The organism is Streptomyces sp. NPDC104761 (genome assembly GCF_055583445.1).
The window spans coordinates 387,615-407,550 of record NZ_JBVJNZ010000006.1 but is presented as its reverse complement, the minus strand read 5'-3'; the positions used below and the strand labels follow the sequence as shown (position 1 = coordinate 407,550).

Below are 19,936 nucleotides of genomic sequence, written 5' to 3'. Positions count from 1 at the left end.
CGGTATGACCGACCTCGCAACCCGCTCGGCCGGCGTGCGCACCACGCCCCGGGGCCGCCGCCGCCCGAACGGCGGCGGCCCCGGGGCGGCCACCGTCGCCGCCTTCGTGACCCCGTTCTTCCTGCCCTTCCTGCTGTTCTACCTGGTGCCGGTCGGCTACGCCCTGTGGCAGAGCTTCCGCGTCGTGCGCCGCTCCGGCGGCCAGTACGGCACGTCGTACACGACGTTCGGCGGCTTCGAGCAGTACGGGCAGGTGCTCCAGAACCACGAGTTCTGGTCCAGCATCGGCCGCATCGGGCTGTTCGGCGTCGTGCAGGTGCCGGTCATGCTCTTCGTGGCCCTGATCATCGCGCTGCTCCTCGACACGCCGCTGCTGCGAGCCAAGGGGTTCTTCCGCATCGTCGCCTTCATGCCGTACGCGGTACCCGGCGTGATCGCCGCGATCATGTGGTCGTACCTCTACTCGCCCCAGCTCAGCCCGGTCGTCGACCTGCTGAACGGCATCGGGCTGCACCCCGACTTCCTCGGCCCCGGCGCCGTGCTCTGGTCGGCGGCGAACGTCTCCACCTGGCTGTGGACCGGCTACAACATGCTGATCATGTTCTCGGCGCTGCAGTCGATCCCGCAGGAGCTCTACGAGGCCGCCAAGCTCGACGGCGCCTCCAACTGGACGATCGCCTGGCGGGTCAAGGTGCCGATCATCGCGCCGTCGATCGTGCTGACCACCGTCTTCTCGATCATCGGCACGCTCCAGCTGTACGCCGAGCCGGCCGTGCTGCGGCAGATCTCCTCCAACATCTCCAGCACGTTCACGCCGAACATGCTCGCCTACACGGTGGCCTCCGGGAACAACTACCAGCAGGCCGCGGCCATCTCGGTGGTCATCGCCGTCATCACCTTCGTCTTGAGCTTCGGGTTCATGCGACTGACCTCGAAGAAGGCCGGACTGTGAGCGAACCGACCATCGACCGTGAAAGCCGGGTCAGCCGTACGGCCGCGACGGGGCTGATGCTGCTCCTCGCCGTCTACTTCCTGCTCCCGGTGTACTTCCTCGTCGTCGCGGCGACCAAGCCGCAGGGCGACCTCGCCGCCACCAACGGCCTGGCGTTCTCGCACTTCAACCTGTTCGACAACCTGCACACCCTGTTCACCCGCAGCGACGGCATCTTCGGCCGCTGGGCCCTCAACACCGTCCTGTACGCGGTGCTGGGCGCGGCCGTGGGCACCCTGATCTCCGCGCTGTGCGGCTACGCCCTCGCCAAGTTCACCTTCCGCGGCCGGGAGTTCCTGTTCTCCGTGATCCTCGGCGGCGTCCTGGTGCCCACCACCGCGCTCGCCCTGCCGCTGTTCCTGCTGTTCTCGGCGACCGGGCTCGTCAACACCTACCTCGCGGTGTTCCTGCCCAGCATCGTCAGCCCGTTCGGCGTCTACCTGGCGCGGATCTTCGCCAACGCCTCCGTGCCGCAGGAGCTGATCGAGTCGGCGCGGCTGGACGGCGCCGGCGAGTTCCGCACGTTCTTCTCGGTGGCGTTCCGGCTGATGACACCGGCCCTGGTGACCATCTTCCTGTTCCAGTTCGTGGCCATCTGGAACAACTTCTTCCTGCCGATGGTCATGCTGCAGAAGGAGTCGCTCTTCCCGATCACGCTCGGCCTGTACGAGTGGAACGGCCAGACCGCCCGCTCCCCGCTGCTCCAGGAGTCGATCATCACCGGATCGCTGGTGTCGATCCTGCCGGTGATCGTCGTGTTCATCCTCCTCCAGCGGTTCTGGCGCACCGGCCTCGCCGCCGGCTCGCTCAAGTGACCCCCCACGCACAGCCCCACGCACAGAAGGTGTTCCCCGCCATGCCCAACCCGGCTGTCTTCGTGCCCCACTTCCACTGGGACCGGGAGTGGTACGAGCCGTTCCAGGTGTTCCGGCACCGCCTCGTCACCGCCCTCGACACCGTGCTGGAGACGGCCGAGGCCGACCCGGACTTCCGGTTCACCGTCGACGGGCAGATGGCCGCCGTGGAGGACTACCTGGAGATGCGGCCCGAGAACCGCGACCGGGTCGCCGCCCTGGTCCGCGAGGGCCGGCTGGCCGTCGGGCCGTGGCTGATCCTGCTCGACGAGTTCCTCTGCTCCGGCGAGACCATCGTCCGCAACCTGCAGATGGGCTGGGCGGCCGCCGAACGGCTCGGCGGGGCCATGCCGGTCGGCTATCTCCCGGACATGTTCGGCCACGTCGCGCAGATGCCGCAGATCCTGGCCCGGGCCGGCATCGAGCACGCGGCGCTGTGGCGCGGGGTGCCCGGCACGGTCGACGGACACGCCTTCCGCTGGCGCGCCCCCGACGGCTCCGAGGTCCGCACCGAGTTCCTCTTCGACGGGTACGACAACGGCCTCGACGTCCTGCTGGTACCGGACCGGATCCGGCAGGCGCTCGCCGAGTACGCCGGGATGACGGCGCGCCGCTGGGGCGGCGACCCGGTGCTCGCCATGTCCGGCACCGACCACAACGCGCCCGACCCGCGGCTCGCGGACTGGCTGCGCAAGGCCTCCGACGAGGAGCGGCCGATCACCGTCGCCACCCTCGACGAGTACGTCCGGGGGCACGTACGGGACGACGTCACGGCCGTCGTCACCGGTGAGCTGCGCAGCCACGTGCGGGGCAACATCCTCCCCGGTGTGCTCTCCGTGCGGCTCGGGCTCAAGCAGCGGATGGCCGCCGCCGAGCGGACCGTCGACCACGCCGAGCGGATGAACGCCCTGTGGTCGGCCCGCGACGACGCCAACTTCCTCGCCCTCGCCTGGCACAAGATCATCGAGTCCACCGCGCACGACTCGGTGGTCGGCTCCGGCACCGACGAGACCTGCGACCAGGTCGCCGCCCGCCTCGCCGAGGCCGCGCAGACCGCCCGCGCCGTCCGGGACGCGGCCCTCGCCGAGCGCGCCGCCCTGGTGCCCAGCGACGCCTGTCTGGTCGCCAACCCGCTGCCGTCGCCCCGTACCGCACTGGTCGAGGTCGACGTGGTGGCCGCCCCGGAGGGCGGCACGCTGGTCGCGACCACCGCCGACGGCACGGCGCACCCCGTACAGCTGGTCTCCCAGGCCCCGACCGTGCTCAGCGACGAGCGGCTCGACGCCTCCCAGCTGGAACGCGTGCTGCGCCGCATCCACCGCCGCGAGCTGTTCGGGCTGCTGATCAACGGTTACGACCTCACACCGAACTCCCTGGTCTTCCACCTCGCCGAGGTCCCGGAGGGCCCCTTCGACCTGATGACCCTGCGCGGCGAGGTCGCCGCCGCGGCCGCCGCGCACCCGGGGGAGTGGCGGGTGCGGACCCTGGCCCAGGCCCGGGCCACCGCGCTGGTGGCCGTCCCCGTCCCCGCCGCCGGGCTGGCCGCCTTCCGGGTCGGCACCGGCGACCTGCCCGCAGCCCCCCCGCCGCAGGGTGCGACGGCGACTGCGGACAGCCTCTCCAACGGCCTGGTCGAGGTCGCCGTCGCCGCCGACGGCACCCTGGACGTGACCGGCGCCGACGGCACCGTCCTGTCGGGCGTCGGCCGCCTGGTGGACGGCGGCGACCGCGGCGACAGCTACAACTACGCCCCGCCCGCCCACGACGTACTCGTCTGCGAGCCGGCCCGGGTCGCGGTCGAACTCCTGGAAACCGGCCCGCTGCGGGCCCGGCTGCGCGTCACCCGCGTCTACGAGTGGCCGCAGGCGCTCGCCGACGGCGACCGGGACCGGCGCAGCCGGAGTACCGTCCCGACCCCTGTGGACATGCTGGTGGAGGTCCGCGCGGGCGAGCCGTTCGTCCGGGTCGCCACGTCGTTCCTGAACCGGTCCGCCGACCACCGGCTGCGCCTGCACGTCCCGCTGCCGCGGCCCGTCACCACGTCCGCGTCGGCCGGGCAGTTCGCGGTCACCGAGCGCGGCCTGACCGCCGAGGGCGGCTGGGGCGAGTACCCGCTGCCGACCTTCCCCGCGAGCACCTTCGTGGCGGCGGGCCCGGCCACCGTCCTGCTCGACCACTCCGCCGAGTACGAACTCGTCGACGACGGCTCCGCACTCGCCCTCACCCTGCTGCGCGCCATCGGCTCCATCAGCGTCAACATCCACCCCCTGCGCGACGAACCCGCGGCGAGCGAGATCCCGGCACCCGGCGCCCAGGACCTGGGCATGCGCGTCGAGAACCGGTTCGCCGTGCTGCCCTGGGCGTCCGGCTGGCAGGGCGCCGGCGCGGTCGCCCTCGCCGAGGAGTTCCGCAGCGACGCGCTCGTCACCCGCGGCACCGCGCCCGGCGGCGCCCCGCTGCCCCCGGACGCGGCCGGCCTGCACGTCGACGGCCGGGACGTGCACGTGTCCGGCATCCGCCGGATCACCGACGCCGAGCACGGGCCCGGCACCGAGGTCCGGCTGGTGGCGATGCGGGACACCGGGACGAGCGTGCGCGTGACCGGAGCGTTCACGGAGGCCACCACGGTCGATCTGCTCGGCCGGCCGCTCGACCCCGAACCGGTCCGGGACGGGCTCGAACTCGATCTCGGCCCCTGGGAGATCCGCACGGTGGTGCTCCGCCGGTAGGGCCACGATGTGCCGCCGTCTGTCGTCTGCCGGTCCGTCGTGGCTGGTCGCGCCCACGCGGCGGAGCCGCATATTGACACAGCCCCGCGCCCCTTACGGGGCGCTGTCGCTCCCCCCGTCTCAAGAAAGTTGTGACGTCTTGTCCTCCGAGCTCACCGCGTACGTATCGGACCCCGCCCCCTGGCACGGCGCCCTGCGCCCGGCCCGTTCCTGGCTGCACTCCGACGCCCCCGCCCTCTCGCTGAACGGCTCCTGGCGCTTCCGGCTGTCGGCCACGGCGGCCGTGGCCGCGGAGTTCACCGCCGAGGACTTCGACGACCGGGGCTGGGACAGCATCCCGGTGCCCGCGCACTGGGTGCTGGAGGGCGACGGCGCCCACGGCAGGCCGGCGTACACGAACATCCAGTTCCCGTTCCCGATCGACCCCCCGCACGTCCCGGACGACAACCCCACCGGCGACTACCGCCGCCACTTCGACCTTCCCGCGGGCTGGCCGGACGCCGAGCGCGTCCTGCTCCGGTTCGACGGCGTGGAGTCGCTGTTCAAGGTGTGGGTCAACGGCGTCGAGATCGGCAGCGCGAGCGGCAGCCGGCTGGCCCACGAGTTCGACGTGACCTCGGCGGTGCGCCCCGGCGACAACGTCGTCGCCGTCCGCGTCCACCAGTGGTCGGCCGCCAGCTACCTGGAGGACCAGGACCAGTGGTGGCTGCCGGGCATCTTCCGGGACGTCACCCTGCTCGCCCGTCCGGCCGGCGGCATCGAGGACGTCTGGCTGCGCACCGGGTACGACAACGGGCGAGGCCGCGTCGAGGCGGAGGTCACCGCCGGCCCGGCCGCCTTCCCGGTCACCCTGCGCATCCCCGAACTGGGCGTCGAGCGGGTCTGGGAGACGGCGGCCGACGTGGCGCCCGTCGACGTCCCCGAGGTGGAGCCCTGGTCGGCCGAGGTGCCCCGGCTGTACGACGTGACCGTGTCCTCGGCCGCCGAGAGCATCAGGCTGCGAGCCGGTTTCCGCACGGTCGAGATCCGCGGCGACCAGTTCCTGGTCAACGGCCGCAAGGTCGTCTTCCACGGCATGAACCGGCACGAGGCCCACCCCGCGCGCGGCCGGGTCTTCGACGAGGCGCACGCCCGCGCCGACCTGGCCCGGATGAAGCGGTTCAACGTGAACGCCATCCGCACCAGCCACTACCCGCCGCACCCCCGGCTGCTCGACCTCGCCGACGAACTCGGCTTCTGGGTCGTCCTCGAGTGCGACCTGGAGACCCACGGCTTCGAGAAGGTCGGCTGGACCGGCAACCCGACCGACGACCCGGCCTGGCGCGCGGCCTGCCTGGACCGCATCGAGCGCACCGTCGAACGGGACAAGAACCACCCCGGCGTCGTCATGTGGTCGCTCGGCAACGAGGCCGGCACCGGAGCCAACCTCGCCGCCATGGCCGCCTGGGTGCACGCCCGCGACCCCGAGCGCCCCGTCCACTACGAGGGCGACCACACCGGGGAGTACACCGACGTCTACTCCCGGATGTACGCGACCGTGCCGGAGACCGAGCAGATCGGCACCGACGGCTCCACCGCCCCGCTGCTTGGCTGCACCCCCGCCCAGGGCGCCCGGCAGCGCACGAGGCCGTTCCTGCTCTGCGAGTACGCCCACGCGATGGGCAACGGTCCTGGCGCCCTCGACCAGTACGAGGAACTGGTCCGGCGCCACCCGCGGCTGCACGGCGGCTTCGTCTGGGAGTGGCGCGACCACGGCATCCTGGCCACCGCCCCCGACGGGAGGCCGTACTACGCCTACGGCGGCGACTTCGGGGAGGTCGTGCACGACGGCAACTTCGTGATGGACGGCATGGTGCTCAGCGACGACGTGCCGACGCCCGGCCTCCATGAGTTCAAGGCGGTCGTCCAGCCGATCCGGTTCGCCTTCGACGGCGACAAGCTCGGCATCACCAACCTGCGGCACTCGGCCGACACCTCCGATCTGCGGTTCCGCTGGCGCGTCGAGTTCGACGGCATCCCCGTCGAGGCGGGGGAGCTGGACACCCCGCTGCTCGCGGCGGGCGAGTCGGCACGGGTGCCGCTGCCCGGGCTCGCGGTGGCCGCGGACGCCGAGACCTGGCTGACGGTCGAGGCGGTGCTGGCGACGGACACCGCCTGGGCCCCGGCCGGGCACGAGGTCGCCACCGCCCAGCTGGACCGCTCGGTACGGCGGCCGGTGCCCCCCGTCCGGCCCCGCACCGGCTGGCGTCCCGGCGAGGGCACGCGCACCCTCGGCATCGCCGAGTTCACCGGCGGCTCCCTCACCCGGCTCGCCGGACGCCCCGTCACCGGACCGCGGCTGGAACTGTTCCGCGCCCCGACCGACAACGACGAGGGCACCGCCGACCGGCTGGAGGGCAGCGACGCCAGCGCCGCCGGGGTGTCCAGCGCCGAACTGTGGCGCCGGGACGGCCTCGACCGCCTGGTCACCCGCCGGATCGGCGTGGAGCACGCCACGGACGCCCTGCGCACCGTCGACCGGGTCTCCGCCGCGGACTCCGCGCTCTCGGTGACGGTCGAGTCGGTCTGGTCGGTCGAGGACGGCGGACTGGAGCTGCGCGTCGACATCGAGCCCTCGCGCGGCTGGGCGACGGTGTGGCCGCGGATCGGGATCCACTTCGAACTGCCCGACGGCACGGCCCCCGTGGACGGCGCCGAGTGGTTCGGCCTCGGCCCGCTGGAGTCCTACCCCGACAGCCTCCGTGCGGCCCGCACCGGCCGGTTCACGGCCACCGTCGGGGACCTCTCGGTGGACTACGCGCGCCCCCAGGAGACCGGCCACCGCTCCCGGCTGCGCCGGCTCACGCTGACCAGCGGCGACACCGAGGTCCTCCACATCGACGCCCTCCCCGACACCCGCGGGCGGCGCCCCGGCTTCACCCTCGCCCGCCACACCCCGCAACAGCTCGACCGGGCCGCCCACCCCTACGAACTCCCGGAGTCCGCCACCAGCCACCTCATCATCGACGCGGCCCAGCACGGCCTCGGCTCCCGCGCCTGCGGACCGGACGTGTGGCCGGAGTTCGCCCTGCGCCCCGAGGCCCGCACCCTCCGGCTCCGCTTCACGGCAGGCGCCTGAGCCGCGGGACCCGGCAGCTGTCCCACAGTCCGGACCCACGCGTCTCAGGGCCCGGCGGTGGACCGCGGGCTGCCCGGCCCGGAGGGCCCGGAGGTGCTGCGGCGCCTCCGGGCCCGGCGGCCGGACCTCCGCCCGGGAGTTCGAGCTGCTGCGCTGATGCCGGGCCGCCTGCCGGCCGTCGAGTCGACGGCCCCGGCATCCCGCCAGATACCTGCTGCCCCGCGTCTTCGGGCGCTTCGCCCGCGGCGACGCCTCGCGCTCGCGGGCCGCCGGCGGCAGGGGCCTCGGCCTCGCCATCGTCGCCGCCGTCCGCGCCGCCCACGGCGGCTCCGCCGGGGCCACCAGCGAACCGGGCCGCACGGTGTTCACCGTACGGCTGCCGCTGTGCCCCGCGTACGCCGGTGGGGTGAACCCGCCCCGGAAATGCGTTGGACGTGAACTCCCTTACGGGTGAGGCTGGTCGGCTGAACCGGCAGTGCAGAGCAGCCCCGAGCGGCAGGGAGACGGCACATGACCAGGATCTGGCTCATCACCGGCGCGAGCAGCGGCTTCGGCCGGGCGCTCGCCGAGGCCGCGCTCGCCGCGGGCGACACGGTCGTCGGGGCGGCGCGGCGCCCCGACGCCCTGGCGGAGCTGGCCGCCGCCCATCCCGGCCGGGTGGACCCGGTCCGCCTGGACGTCACGGACACGGCCGCGATCGAGCCCGCCGTACGGGACGTGATCGCCCGGCACGGCCGGATCGACGTCCTCGTCAACAACGCGGGCCGCACGCACGTCGGCGCCTTCGAGGAGACCACCGACGCCGAACTGCGCGACCTGTTCGACCTGCACGTCTTCGGTCCCGCCGCGCTGGTCCGGGCGGTCCTGCCGCACCTGCGCGCCCGGCGCTCGGGGGCGATCGTCCAGATGAGCAGCATGGGCGGGCAGATGTCCTTCGCCGGCTTCTCCGCCTACAGCGGCACCAAGTTCGCGCTGGAGGGCATGTCCGAGGGGCTCGCCGACGAGGTGCGGGAGTTCGGGATCAAGGTGCTGATCGTGGAGCCGGGGGCCTTCCGCACTGCCCTCTTCGAGACAGGCAGGGCGGGCGCCAGCGACGACACCGGCGTCTACGCCAAGGTCGCCGAGACCCGCGCCGCCGTCGAGGGCGGCGACGGCAGCCAGCCCGGTGACCCGGCCAAGGCGGCCGCCCTGATCCTGGCCGCACTCGACGCCGAGCAGACCCCGCTGCACCTGCCCCTGGGCGACGACGCGGTGACCGCCGTACTGACCCAACTGGATGTCGTACGAGCCGACATCGCCGCCTGGGAGAAGCGGACACGGGCGACCGGCTTCGACTAGACGCTCCGCTGGTTGTGCCGTTGTCCGGCTGCGGGCGCGTGGTGGTTGCTCGCGCAGTTCCCCGCGCCCCTTACGGGGCGCCACAGCCGACGTCCGCAACAACGCGCCCTCAGGGGGCGCGTTGAACTGCGCGACCAGCCACGCCGGTGCCGCACGAACGACGGCGCATGGCGGCCTCTACGGCTCGCCCACGACCCTCGGCTCCGTCACCCACCCCGCCGCCAGCACCAGCCGGCTCTCCCGGTGCACGGCGAGGAAGCCGAACGGGCGGTCCACGGTGACCCGGACCACCGTCGACTCGTACCGGTACTGCGGCGGGCCCCCGCCCGGCGCCGCCACCACGGCGGTGACCGCCGCGGCCCGGAAGCCCAGCGGCCCGAACTCGGCGACCGCGGACTGCCCGGCCGCCCCGATGGCCAGCGGCGCGGCACTGATCCCGGGGAAGTGCCCCTCGCGGGCGTCGGCGGCCGTGGAGAGCCCGAACAGCCCGTGCAGCTGCAGCAGATCGTGGTCGGCGCGGACCGTGAAGCCCGGGGTGGTCACGTCGAGCCGGATCGGGTCCGGGGCGACGGACGGCTGCCGCTCCACGACCACACCCGGCCCCGCGGGCCCGTAGGGGAGCTGTCCGCCGGTCGTCACCGGCAGGGCCCGCTCCAGGACGCCGATGCCCGTGTGCAGCACCTGCCCCGGCGCCATCCCCTCCGTGCCCAGCAGGAGGTGCACGTCGAGACCGTTGTCGCCGAGGACCTTCAGCGTGGTGACGTGGCCGTCCGGGCCGGCGGTCACCCCGATCCGGTCGGGCCGGACGCTGCTGCGGTGCAGACCGGCCAGGTCCAGCCCCTGCCAGGGCCCGGAACCGGGCCGCAGCACCGTCTCCCGGAACGGGTGCTGCCAGTCCGTGCGCAGCGCCAGCGCGGTCGCCAGCACCATCCGGGCGCCCTCGGAGAGCCGCACCGGCAGCCGCTCCACCAGCCCCTCCGTGCGCTTCGCCGCCCACGCGTCCAGCGCCTGACGGGAGACCACGGGATCGGCGCCGAGCACCCCGTGCGCGTCCGCGGGCAGCCCCGCCGCCCACGGCTCCCGCAGCTCCAGCGCCCGGTCGGTCCACAGCCCGAGCGCCGCCCCGACCCCCGGCATCGAGTCCAGCCACGCGAGTAACTCCCGCGCACCGGCGGCGGCCTGATCGGCTTGCCTGCCCACGGCCCGGGTCAGTTCGTCCCGCGCCGGGCCGGCCGCCCCGTCGGCGAGGAAGGCCAGCAGCGGCCAGACACCGGCGGCCGAGAAGACCGTGCCCTGTCTGGTCTGCCGCGCCCAGCGTGCGGTGAGCGCGTTGACGGCGCCGACGGTCTCGTTCATTCGTCGTCCTCCCAGGGGTACTCGGGGAAGGGCAGGGGATCCGTGACCCAGCCCGCCGCGAGGACGAGCCGGGAGTGCCGGTGCAGGGCGAGGAAGCCGAAGGGGCGGTCGAAGGCGGCGCCGATCCGGGTGGTGACGTAACGCCGCTCGGGCGGAGGGCCTGCCACGGCAAACCCGAACGCCGTGACCGCCGCCGCCTCGAAGCCCAGCGCGCCGAACTTCGCCATGGTGGCCTGCCGGGCGGACCCGACGGCCAGCGGTAAGGCGCTGATCCCGGGGAAGTGACCGCGGCGGCGGTCCATCGCCGTCGTGAGCCCGAACAGCCGGTGCAGTTCGAGCAGGTCGTGGCTCGCCGTCACGCCGTACGCCGCCGTCGTCACGTCGAGCCGCGGCGGCTGCGGTGTCTCGGACCGCACCTTCGCCACGGTCAGCCCCGGTCCGGGCTCGCCGTAGGGCAGCCGCCCGCCCGGCACCACCCGGTGCAGGCCGTCCAGGATGCCGACACCGGCCCCCAGCACCTGCCCCGGTGTCATCCGCTCCTCGCCGAGCAGCAGATGGACGTCGAGGGCGTTGTCGCCCAGCACCTTCAGCTCGGTGACGAAGCCGTCCGGGGTGTCCGCCAGGCCGATCCGGTCCAGCTGTACGCCGGAGCGGCGCAGACCGAGCCGTTCGACGGCCGCCCAGGGCTCGTACGCCGTCTCCAACGGCACCTCATCGAAGGGCGCGAGCCACCGCGTACGCAGCGCCAGCGCGTCCGCCAGGACCAGCTCCGGGCCCTCGTCCAGGCCGACCGGCATCCGTTCGATCAGCCCGCCGGTGCGGTCCGCGGCCCAGGCGTCCAGTGCCGCCCGGTCCGCCGCCGCGTCCCCGGTCAGCACCCCGCGCGTGCCGGCGGGCAGCCTCGCCGCCCAGTCCTCCCGCAGCTCCAGGGTCCGCCTGGTCCACACGCCCACCGCGGTGTGCAGACCGCGCATGCCCGCCATGCCGCCGAGCAACTCCCGTGCCACCCCGGCCGCTTCGTCCGCGGGGACGCCCAGCGCGTCCGCGAGTTCGCCGCGCGCCCCGCCGTCCGCCCCGTCGGCGAGGTAGGCCAGCAGCGGCCACACCCCGGCCGCCGAGAACACCGTGCCGCCCTGCGACGCGGCGGCCCAGCGCGCGGTCAGCCCGTTCACCGCGCGCGCGGCCGCCGTCCCCACCCTCATTCCGCCCCCGTTCACGGCGCGCTTACGATGCGCGCAGTCGTACGTCAGTTCAGCCGTCCGTTTCCGCGCGGCCCGACGCCCCCTCAGGAGCACGGTACCGGTGTCCATACCTCCGCCCCCCGGCCCCCACCAGCCACAAGGGCCCTACCCACCGCCCCAGTCGGGCCTGCCGCAGTACCCGCAGCACCCGCAGGCGCCGTACGGGCAGCAGCCGCCGTATCCGGGGCCGTACCAGCAGTGGGGGCAGGGGTACGGCCCGTACGCCCCGCAGCCGCCCGTCAACGGGCTCGCCATCGCCTCCCTCGTGCTCGGGGTGCTGTGCTGTCTGCCGGGGGTGGGGCTGGTGCTGGGGCTGGTCGGGCTGGGGCAGATCCGCAGGCGGGGGGAGCGCGGCAGGGCGATGGCGGTCGTCGGGTCGGTGTTCTCCGTGCTCGGGCTGGCCCTGTGGGTGGTGGCGCTGTCCACCGGCGGGGCGGCGCAGTTCTGGGAGGGCGTCAAGGAGGGCGCGAACGACGGTTCAAGCCTCTCGCTGTCCACCGGCGACTGCTTCGACACCCCCGACGGCACGCTCACCGGCGACCTGGTCTCCGACGTCACCGTGGTCGACTGCGAGAAGGCGCACGACGGCGAGGTCTTCGCCACCTACACGCTCAAGGGTTCGGACTACCCGGGCGACGACAGCGTCGGCGACTCCGCCGACCGGCGCTGCTACGCCCTCGAGGACGGCTACGCGATGGACGGCTGGGCAATCCCCGGCGACGTCGACGTGTACTACTTCACGCCCAGCGCGGACAGCTGGGAGTACGGCGACCGGGAGGTCGCCTGCGTCTTCGGCAACACCACCGAGGGCCGCACCCTGTCCGGCTCGCTGCGCAACGACGAGAGCATGCTCGACGCCGACCAGGTCGCCTACCTCGACGCCGCGCACGTCCTGAACACCGCCCTCGCCGGCGCTCCGGAGGCCGAGTACGTCGAGGACGACCTGCCCGGCTACCGGCGGTGGGCGCAGCAGGTGACCACGGCCCTCGGCAGGCAGACCGCGATGCTGCGCGCGCACGCCTGGGACCCGGACGCGAAGAAGCCGGTGGACGACCTGGTCGCGGACCTCGACAGGGCGAAGGCGGAGTGGGCGAAGGCCGCGAAGGCCACGGACGCGGACAGCTATTACACCCATGACGACAAGGGTTCGGCGCTCCTCGACCCGAAGCGGACCGTCACCGCCCGCAAGGCTCTGGGCCTCGCCACGACCCCGCCCTCCTACGGCGACGGAGGCGGCGGTGCCGGCAGCGGAGGAAGTGGCTCCGGCGTGGAGGTGTGATCGCGGCCATAACGGGGAGAAAATGCCTGCGTAAAGCATCCCCGGGCCGCATGTCATCACATCGAGTGATTCTCTGGCCTTTGCTTGCATGGCTCAACCCACGGTTGCCACGCTGTTGCTGTCTGTACAACCTGATGGGAGCGGCCAGTGACTTTCGGTGAGCAGCCGGCGTATCTGCGTGTCGCGGGTGATCTCCGCAAGAAGATCGTCGACGGTTCGCTGCCGCCCCATACCCGGCTGCCCTCGCAGGCCCGCATCCGCGAGGAGTACGGCGTCTCGGACACGGTCGCCCTGGAGGCCCGCAAGGTGCTGATGGCCGAGGGGCTGGTCGAGGGCCGGTCCGGCTCCGGGACCTATGTGCGCGAGCGGCCCGTGCCCCGGCGGGTGGCCCGCTCCGGGTACCGCCCGGCCGGCGGCGCCACCCCGTTCCGGCAGGAGCAGTCCGACGCGGCGGCGCGCGGCACCTGGGAGTCCAGCAGCGAGCAGACCGGGGCGGGCGCCGCGATCGCCGACCGGCTCGGCATCCACGTCGGCGACCGCGTCATGCGCACCCGCTACCTGTTCCGGGACGCGGGCGAGCCGATGATGCTCTCCACCTCCTGGGAGCCCCTGGCCGTCACCGGCCGCACCCCGGTGATGCTGCCCGAGGAGGGCCCGCTCGGCGGGATGGGCGTGGTCGAGCGGATGCGCGCCATCGACGTCGTCGTGGACAACGTCACCGAGGAGGTCGGCGCCCGCCCCGGCCTCGCTGAGGAACTGCTCACCCTGGGCGGGGTCCCCGGCCATGTCGTCCTGGTGATCCAGCGGACGTACTACGCCTCCGGCCGCCCGGTGGAGACCGCGGACGTCGTCATCCCCGCCGACCGCTACCGGGTCTCCTACCACCTTCCGGTGCGGTAGCGCGCGTACCACCTGTTCGTGAAGTAGCGCACACCCTTGCGAGGGCCGGCGCCTTCACGACCCGGGTCCGGGCCGGAGCCCGCCGCTGGAATCCGGCCGTTCTCGCAGGTGGCCCGGCTCCCCTCGGCGTGCCTGCGACCCGATGTGCGGGGCGCGCGAACGGCGCATTCGTTGTCGTGCGCCCCCACCGTTCTGGCTGGTTGCGTACCTCTTTGTGAAAAGGCGTATTCGCTGCGTAAAGGTTAGGCGTACGCTCGGGCATATGCGGAGTGCGGTTTCCTTAGTGGGGCGGGGATGGGCGGGAGCCGGGAGATGCGGAGGGGCGCGATGACGGAAGGCACGGTCTCTCTCCCCTGGCTTGTCATACGGCAGGACGACAACGGCAATCGCTACCGCGTCGGCCGGTACGCGACCCGGGCCGAGGCGCAGAAGATCGCCGACAGTCTCGACGACCGCGGGCACAAGCAGCTCTACTGGGTCGAGCGCATCGGCCACAGCAACGGAGACGGGGCCACCCGGAACTGAGGCTCCCGTAGGCTCCGGCCCATGAGCGAACGGATCGTGGTGGTCGGAGCCGCCCTGCTCGACACCGGCCGCCTCCTCGCGGCCCGCCGCAGCGCGCCCCCCGAGCTGGCCGGCCGCTGGGAGCTGCCCGGCGGCAAGGTCGAGCCCGATGAGACCCCCGAGCACGCCCTCGTCCGCGAGCTGCACGAGGAGTTGGGCGTCGAGGCGGAGGTGCTGACGCGGGTGCCGGGGGAGTGGCCGTTGCGCGCCCCGTACGTCCTCCAGGTGTGGACCGCCCGCCTCCACACCGGCTCCCCGCAACCCGAGCCCCTCCAGGACCACGACGAGCTGCGCTGGCTCACCCCGGCCGAGATCTGGGACGTCAACTGGCTGGACCAGGACGTCCCGGCGGTACGCGAGGTGGCCGCGATGGTGGGACACGGGGCGTAGCCCCGACAAAGGGGCGCGGGGAACTGCGCGACAAACCTCCACGGCGCCGCACCCGCCCGACAGTCGCACCTCCCGAGCTCGTAGGCGCACCGCCCTGCCGAACGCAAGCCGCCCGTGCCACAGTGCGCCCTCTCGTGCGGTACTGCCCCCACACAACCGGGTATGTGCCCATTAACCCCACGAAACCGGACAGCGCCGGGCTCGCAGCCGGGGAAGCGACTGGGAAGTGATCGGTGTGATCGACACCGAAGGTGACACCGTCGAGTGGACCTTTCCCGCGGAACCGGGCGCCGTGCGCACCGCCCGGACCGCGGTCCGGGACAAACTGCGCGGCTGGGGCCTGGACGGCCTCGCCGATCTCGCCGCCCTGCTGGTCAGCGAGCTGGTGACCAACTCGCTCCGGCACGCCACCGGCCCCATCGGGGTCCGCCTCGTCCGCCCCCCGGAACCCGGCGACACCCTCCGCGTCGAGGTCTCCGACCCGCTCCCGGACCCGCCGCGCGAGCGCGCCGCGGGCCCCGACGACGAGAGCGGCCGCGGACTCCAGCTGGTCGCGGGTTCCTCGCGCCGCTGGGGTACCCGCCCGGGGGACAACGGAAAGACGGTCTGGTTCGAGCTGGCCGTACCAACGGGGTGAAGGGGGTGTACACGCAGTGCTACCGCGTCCACCCGCGGGAGTGGCTGATCAACGTGTGCCGGAGTACGTGATTCGAGGGCGTGTTCCCTGGTTAGAAGACTGGAAGTGTTGTCACGGTCCGGTCCGGAAATCGTCGGGACCGTGCTGTGATCGTGAACACCGTGTCAGGCGGCACCGTAGTGCTGGATACTGCGGGCAGCCGCACCCGGTGACCGGTGCCGGACGCGGTGAGCTGGAGGGGACGGTTCGCGTGAGCGAGATACCAGCTAAGGCCACGGAGTCCGAGGACCCGTCGGACGGCGCGAGGGCGGGGACCGCGGAGACAGCCGCGGCCCCCGGCGACGCCGTGTGGCAGAGCAGCCCGCCCGGCTCGATCTACGACTACATCAAGGTCGCCTCGTTCTCCATCGGCGCCGACGGCCTGGTCGACCAGTGGAGCCTGCGCGCCGAGCAGATCTTCGGCATCCCGGCCGAGCGCGCGGTCGGCATGGACCCCATAGAGGCGTTCGTCGACCCGGACCTGCGCGAGCGCGGCCAGCGGAAGATGGCCGAGATCCTGGACGGCCGGGAGTGGACCGGCGTCGTCCCGTTCCGGATGCCCGAGAAGGCGGACGGCGGGCGCGGCGAGGAGGGCATCGCCGAGGTCTACGTCATGCCCACCCGCACCGCCGAGGGCGAGAACGCGGCCGTGTGCATCGTCGTCGACGTCCGCACCCTGCGCAGCATCGAGACCGACCTGGCGGCCTCGCAGTCGATATTCGGTCAATCTCCGTTCGGCTTCCTGCTGATCGACACCGACCTCCGGATCCGCCGTGCCAACGTGCGGTTCTCCTCCATCTTCGGCGGCACCCCCGAGGACCACCGCGGCAAGGGCGTCCACGACTACCTCCCGCGCTCCGAGGCCGAACGGGTCGCGGCCACCCTGCGCCGGGTCCTGGAGACCGGCAACTCCATCACCGACATGCACGTCACGGGCTTCGTCCCGGGCTCCGAGGAGCGCCGGCACTGGTCCATCAACCTCTACCGGGTGCACAGCGGCAGCGGCCGGCCCATCGGCATCGCCTGGCTCGGCCTCGACATCACCGCCCGCCGCGCCGCCGCCCGCGAGGCCGCCGCCGCCCGGCGCAACCTCGCCCTCCTCAACGAGGCCGGCGCCCGCATCGGCAACTCCCTGGACCTGGAGACCACCGCCCGCGAACTCCTCGACGTGGTCGTCCCCGGCTTCTGCGACCTCGCCACCGTCGACCTCTACCAGGGCCTGCTGGCCGGCGACGAGACCCCGCCCGGTCTCGCCGACGGCAGCGCCGAACTGCGCCGGGTCGCCTTCGCCAGCGCGGTCTCCGACGCGCCCTTCGTGGGCGGCGGCGCCCCGGTCGCCGTCGGCGCCGTCCACCACTACCCCTTCAACTCCCCGTGCGCGGACGCCCTGCGCACGGCCCGCCCGCAGCACGTGCCGGCGGCGGAGGGCGGCCTCGTCCAGTCCACGCTGGCCGTGCCCATGGTCGCCCACGACACGGTCGTCGGCCTCGCCCAGTTCGCCCGCACCAAGGGCAGCGAGCCGTTCGGCGACCGCGACCGGGAACTCGCCGTGGAGCTGGCCGCCCGCGCCGCCGTCTGCATCGACAACGCCCGCCTCTACCGGCGCGAGCACGAACGCGCGTTGATACTGCAGCGGTCCCTGCTCCCGCCCGGCGACCCCGAGGCCTCGGGCCTGGACATCGCCTGCCGCTACCTGCCCGGCAACGCGGCCACCGAGGTCGGCGGCGACTGGTTCGACGTCATAGAGCTGCCCGGCCACCGCACGGCGCTGGTGGTGGGGGACGTGATGGGCCGGGGTCTACGCGCGGCGGTCGCGATGGGTGAACTCCGCACCGCGGTCCGTACGCTGGCCCTGCTCGACCTCGAACCGGCCGAGGTCCTCTCGGCGCTGGACGAGATCGCCCGCGGCCTCGGCACCCCCGGCGGGGTCCAGCAGGCCACCCGTACGGCCCGCCAGCCCCGCGACGCCGACCTCTCCGAGGTCTACCTCGCCACGTGTGTGTACGCCGTCTACGACTCCGTCACCAGGCGCTGTACGTTCGCCAACGCCGGCCACCTGCCGCCCGTCCTGGTGGAACCGGGCGAGGCCGCCCTGATGCTCGACGTGCCGCCCGGCATGCCGCTCGGTGTCGGCGGCGAGCCCTTCGAGGAGGTCGAGGTCGAACTCCCCGAGGGTGCGCTGCTGGCGCTCTACACCGACGGCCTGGTCGAGTCCCGCGACCACCCCCTCGACGAGGGCCTCCAGGCGTTCGTCGGGGCCCTCACGGACCCCGCCCAGCCCCTGGAGGACGTCTGCGACCACGTCCTCAGCACCCTCGACACGCATCACGGCGAGGACGACATCGCGTTGCTGATGGCACGTGTCCAGGGACTGCCGGCCGACTCCGTCGGCGACTGGACACTCCCGCGCGAGCCCCGCAGCGTGGGCCGCGCCCGCGAGTACGCGCGCGGCCAGCTCCTCACCTGGGACCTGGAGCCGCTGGTCGACACCACGGAACTCCTGGTCAGCGAGCTCGTCACCAACGCGCTGCGGTACGGCGAGGGCGAGATAAGGCTCCGCCTCCTCCTCGACCGGACCCTGGTCTGCGAGGTCTGGGACTCCGGCCTGGTCCAGCCGAGGCGCCGCAGGGCGCGGGACACCGACGAGGGCGGCCGGGGACTGCAACTGGTCGGCCTGCTCAGCGCGGCGTGGGGCTCACGCCGGACGCCGCGGGGCAAGACGGTGTGGTTCGAACTCCCCCTCCCGGACGGCGAGACCGGCCTGACCGACCCCGCGGAGGCGCTGCTCAGTCTGTTCTGAGAAGGGGTGGTTCGGTCCGGTCGTTCGGTGCGGCGCGGTGGGGGCTGGTCGCGCAGTTCCCCGCGCCCCCTTTGGGGCGCGTTGCCGCGGACGCCGGCTGTAGCGCCCCGTAAGGGGCGCGAGGAACTGCGCGACAAGCCCCCACGCACCCCGCAGCCGCCCGACGACGATCCGCCGCACCCTCTGACGCGCTACCCCAACCGCCGCCTGCTCCCCGGCCCCCCGAACGCCACCACCGGCCCCCCGTCCGCCTCCTCACCCAGCAGCACACCCCCGAGCACCACACCGGCCACCCCACTCCCGTGCGCGGCCTCCCCGGCGAACGGGTTCCCGTGCGCTCGCACGTCCCGCTCCGCCAGCTCCCGCGCCTTCCGCGCGAGCCGGTCGGCGTCCGCGGGCGCAGCCCGCCCCGCAGCGGCCAGCAGTGCCCGCGCCTCCGCCCCCACCGCCGCCCGGTGCGTCCCCACGAAGTCGTCCGCCGCCCCCAGCGCACTGCGCGCCACCAGCTCCGCTCCCGCCGCGATCACCCCGGACCGCCCGCCCCCCGTCCCCTCCACCGCCCGCACGATCCGGCGCAGGGCGTCCACCGTGTCGTAGGACCCGCCGGTCACCTCGCCCCGCACGCCGGCCAGCACGGCGTCCGCATGGGCCAGCCGCGGCGGCAACGCCGTCCCCCGCAGCCCCGCCAGCTCCGCCTCGGCACCCGTGACGGCGGCCGGCACCAACCCCGCCGCCGTCCCCAGCTCCTCTGCCAGCCGCTCCACCCCGCACAGCAGCACCGCGGCCTGTGCCACGGCCCCCTCGGCGGCCCGCACGTCCCGCCGGAACCCGTCACCGTCGCCCGAATCGGCGGCCTGGCGGGCCTGGTTGAGCCGCGAGGTCGCGAACACCAGCCGGTCCTTGGCCTGTTCGACGTGGCCGACGACGGGGGCGACCGCGGCCGCGCCGTACCGCTCGCCCGCCCCGGCCAGCGCCGCCGCCACCCCGCCGGTCCGTCCCGCCAGCCGCCGGAACCGCCCCTCGGCCACGGCCAGCGCGTCCCCCGCGTCCCACGCGATGTCGAACCCCGGCGCCTCCGCGTCCAGTTGCCGCCCCGCCTCCGCGCACCGCCCGACCACGCCCACCAGCGCCTGGCGCCGCCCGGCGTCGTCCCCCGGCACCCCCTCCTCGAACCGCCGCCATATCGCGAACGCGGCCGTCAGCTCGGTCTCGGCCGCCCGCAGGGCCCGTGCCGCGGACGCGGCCCCTTCGACGTACCCGAGGGCCTCGCGGCTGGTGCGGACGCAGTCGTCGGCGAGGACCAGGGCGGCCCGGGCCTGCCGCTCGGCGTCGGCGGGCGCCGGCTTCGGTGGGGCCGGGGAGAGGATCCCCGGTGTGGTGCGCGAGCGGGCCCGCCGTATCCGGCGTACGTAGCCGTAGCCGCCCAGCGCGCCGGCCACCGCCACGACGACGAGCGGCAAGACGTAATCGGTCGCCGACGCCCCGTCCGCCGCCCGGGCCGCGGAAGCCGTCACGCCGCCCGCCACGGGAACCGGATCTTGAGTGACGCTCGTCATCACCGGCAACACCAGCCAGACCACCCCGGCCACCCCGCCCAGCACCGCATGCCCCACCCGCACGGCTATGTGCCCCGTGGCATGCCTCGGCCGACCCCGGATCAAGGATGACGTCACATTTCGGAGCGTATGGGCAGCCGGTCG

14 protein-coding genes and 1 pseudogene are annotated in these 19,936 nt (G+C 73.8%); 12 read left to right on the top strand and 3 right to left on the bottom strand.

Going from position 1 to position 19,936, the window contains the following annotated elements; all coding sequences use genetic code 11:
• The first annotated feature begins 4 nt into the window (after positions 1–4).
• The 6 genes and pseudogenes from ACZ63F_RS19515 to ACZ63F_RS19490 all read left to right on the top strand — a co-directional run bounded on the left by ACZ63F_RS19515 (position 5) and on the right by ACZ63F_RS19490 (position 9,030).
• Positions 5–952, top strand: a complete 948-nt coding sequence (locus ACZ63F_RS19515; protein WP_469712429.1) for a carbohydrate ABC transporter permease — start codon at positions 5–7, stop codon at positions 950–952.
• A 56-nt stretch (positions 953–1,008) separates the two neighbouring features.
• Positions 1,009–1,806 carry a carbohydrate ABC transporter permease gene (locus tag ACZ63F_RS19510; protein ID WP_469712528.1) on the top strand — a complete coding sequence of 266 codons (798 nt, stop codon included), beginning with the start codon at positions 1,009–1,011 and terminating at the stop codon, positions 1,804–1,806.
• 41 nt (positions 1,807–1,847) lie between these two features.
• Positions 1,848–4,574 carry a glycoside hydrolase family 38 N-terminal domain-containing protein gene (locus ACZ63F_RS19505; RefSeq protein ID WP_469712428.1) on the top strand — a complete coding sequence of 909 codons (2,727 nt, stop codon included), beginning with the start codon at positions 1,848–1,850 and terminating at the stop codon, positions 4,572–4,574.
• A gap of 139 nt (positions 4,575–4,713) precedes the next feature.
• The gene (locus tag ACZ63F_RS19500) at positions 4,714–7,692 is read left to right on the top strand and encodes a glycoside hydrolase family 2 TIM barrel-domain containing protein (RefSeq protein WP_469712425.1); all 2,979 of its coding nucleotides are present in this window, start codon (positions 4,714–4,716) and stop codon (positions 7,690–7,692) included.
• Positions 7,693–7,877: 185 nt separating this feature from the next.
• A pseudogene (locus ACZ63F_RS19495) lies at positions 7,878–8,146 on the top strand (ATP-binding protein); the annotation flags it as partial.
• A 56-nt stretch (positions 8,147–8,202) separates the two neighbouring features.
• On the top strand, positions 8,203–9,030 hold the full coding sequence (locus ACZ63F_RS19490; RefSeq protein ID WP_469712424.1) for an oxidoreductase: 828 nt from the start codon (positions 8,203–8,205) through the stop codon (positions 9,028–9,030).
• Between the two features lie 177 nt (positions 9,031–9,207).
• Here ACZ63F_RS19490 and ACZ63F_RS19485 read toward each other — a convergent pair whose 3' ends face one another.
• Both ACZ63F_RS19485 and ACZ63F_RS19480 read right to left on the bottom strand, forming a co-directional pair.
• The gene (locus ACZ63F_RS19485) at positions 9,208–10,386 is read right to left on the bottom strand and encodes a serpin family protein (RefSeq protein WP_469712423.1); all 1,179 of its coding nucleotides are present in this window, start codon (positions 10,384–10,386) and stop codon (positions 9,208–9,210) included.
• Positions 10,383–11,588 (bottom strand): serpin family protein, encoded by a 1,206-nt coding sequence (locus ACZ63F_RS19480; protein WP_469712421.1) that lies wholly within the window; start codon positions 11,586–11,588, stop codon positions 10,383–10,385. Before ACZ63F_RS19480 ends, ACZ63F_RS19485 begins: the two co-directional genes overlap by 4 nt.
• A 100-nt stretch (positions 11,589–11,688) precedes the next feature.
• On the opposite strand from ACZ63F_RS19480, the gene ACZ63F_RS19475 reads away from it, so the two are divergent.
• The 6 genes from ACZ63F_RS19475 to ACZ63F_RS19450 all read left to right on the top strand — a co-directional run bounded on the left by ACZ63F_RS19475 (position 11,689) and on the right by ACZ63F_RS19450 (position 18,236).
• Complete coding sequence (locus ACZ63F_RS19475) at positions 11,689–12,906, top strand: DUF4190 domain-containing protein (RefSeq protein WP_469712419.1); 1,218 nt, start codon at positions 11,689–11,691, stop codon at positions 12,904–12,906.
• Between the two features lie 147 nt (positions 12,907–13,053).
• Positions 13,054–13,806: a GntR family transcriptional regulator gene (locus ACZ63F_RS19470; RefSeq protein ID WP_469712418.1), complete on the top strand. Its 753-nt coding sequence runs from the start codon at positions 13,054–13,056 to the stop codon at positions 13,804–13,806.
• Positions 13,807–14,133: 327 nt separating this feature from the next.
• Entirely contained in the window at positions 14,134–14,331 is a 198-nt protein-coding gene (locus ACZ63F_RS19465) for an SPOR domain-containing protein (protein WP_352365188.1), read from the top strand.
• A 21-nt stretch (positions 14,332–14,352) separates the two neighbouring features.
• The gene (locus tag ACZ63F_RS19460) at positions 14,353–14,760 is read left to right on the top strand and encodes a (deoxy)nucleoside triphosphate pyrophosphohydrolase (protein WP_469712417.1); all 408 of its coding nucleotides are present in this window, start codon (positions 14,353–14,355) and stop codon (positions 14,758–14,760) included.
• Between the two features lie 226 nt (positions 14,761–14,986).
• Positions 14,987–15,397, top strand: a complete 411-nt coding sequence (locus tag ACZ63F_RS19455; RefSeq protein ID WP_469712415.1) for an ATP-binding protein — start codon at positions 14,987–14,989, stop codon at positions 15,395–15,397.
• Between the two features lie 250 nt (positions 15,398–15,647).
• Positions 15,648–18,236 carry a SpoIIE family protein phosphatase gene (locus ACZ63F_RS19450; RefSeq protein WP_469712413.1) on the top strand — a complete coding sequence of 863 codons (2,589 nt, stop codon included), beginning with the start codon at positions 15,648–15,650 and terminating at the stop codon, positions 18,234–18,236.
• A gap of 191 nt (positions 18,237–18,427) precedes the next feature.
• Here ACZ63F_RS19450 and ACZ63F_RS19445 read toward each other — a convergent pair whose 3' ends face one another.
• A complete protein-coding gene (locus ACZ63F_RS19445) occupies positions 18,428–19,909 on the bottom strand; it encodes a hypothetical protein (protein WP_469712411.1) in 1,482 nt (493 codons plus the stop codon).
• Positions 19,910–19,936 lie beyond the last annotated feature (27 nt).

Bases quoted from the DNA above. Each gene is read 5' to 3' on its own strand.
- ACZ63F_RS19515 (WP_469712429.1), top strand. From the start codon at position 5: ATGACCGACCTCGCAACCCGCTCGGCCGGCGTGCGCACCACGCCCCGG.
- ACZ63F_RS19510 (WP_469712528.1), top strand. From the start codon at position 1,009: ATGCTGCTCCTCGCCGTCTACTTCCTGCTCCCGGTGTACTTCCTCGTC.
- ACZ63F_RS19505 (WP_469712428.1), top strand. From the start codon at position 1,848: ATGCCCAACCCGGCTGTCTTCGTGCCCCACTTCCACTGGGACCGGGAG.
- ACZ63F_RS19490 (WP_469712424.1), top strand. From the start codon at position 8,203: ATGACCAGGATCTGGCTCATCACCGGCGCGAGCAGCGGCTTCGGCCGG.
- ACZ63F_RS19485 (WP_469712423.1), bottom strand. From the start codon at position 10,386: ATGAACGAGACCGTCGGCGCCGTCAACGCGCTCACCGCACGCTGGGCG.
- ACZ63F_RS19480 (WP_469712421.1), bottom strand. From the start codon at position 11,588: ATGAGGGTGGGGACGGCGGCCGCGCGCGCGGTGAACGGGCTGACCGCG.
- ACZ63F_RS19465 (WP_352365188.1), top strand. From the start codon at position 14,134: ATGACGGAAGGCACGGTCTCTCTCCCCTGGCTTGTCATACGGCAGGAC.
- ACZ63F_RS19460 (WP_469712417.1), top strand. From the start codon at position 14,353: ATGAGCGAACGGATCGTGGTGGTCGGAGCCGCCCTGCTCGACACCGGC.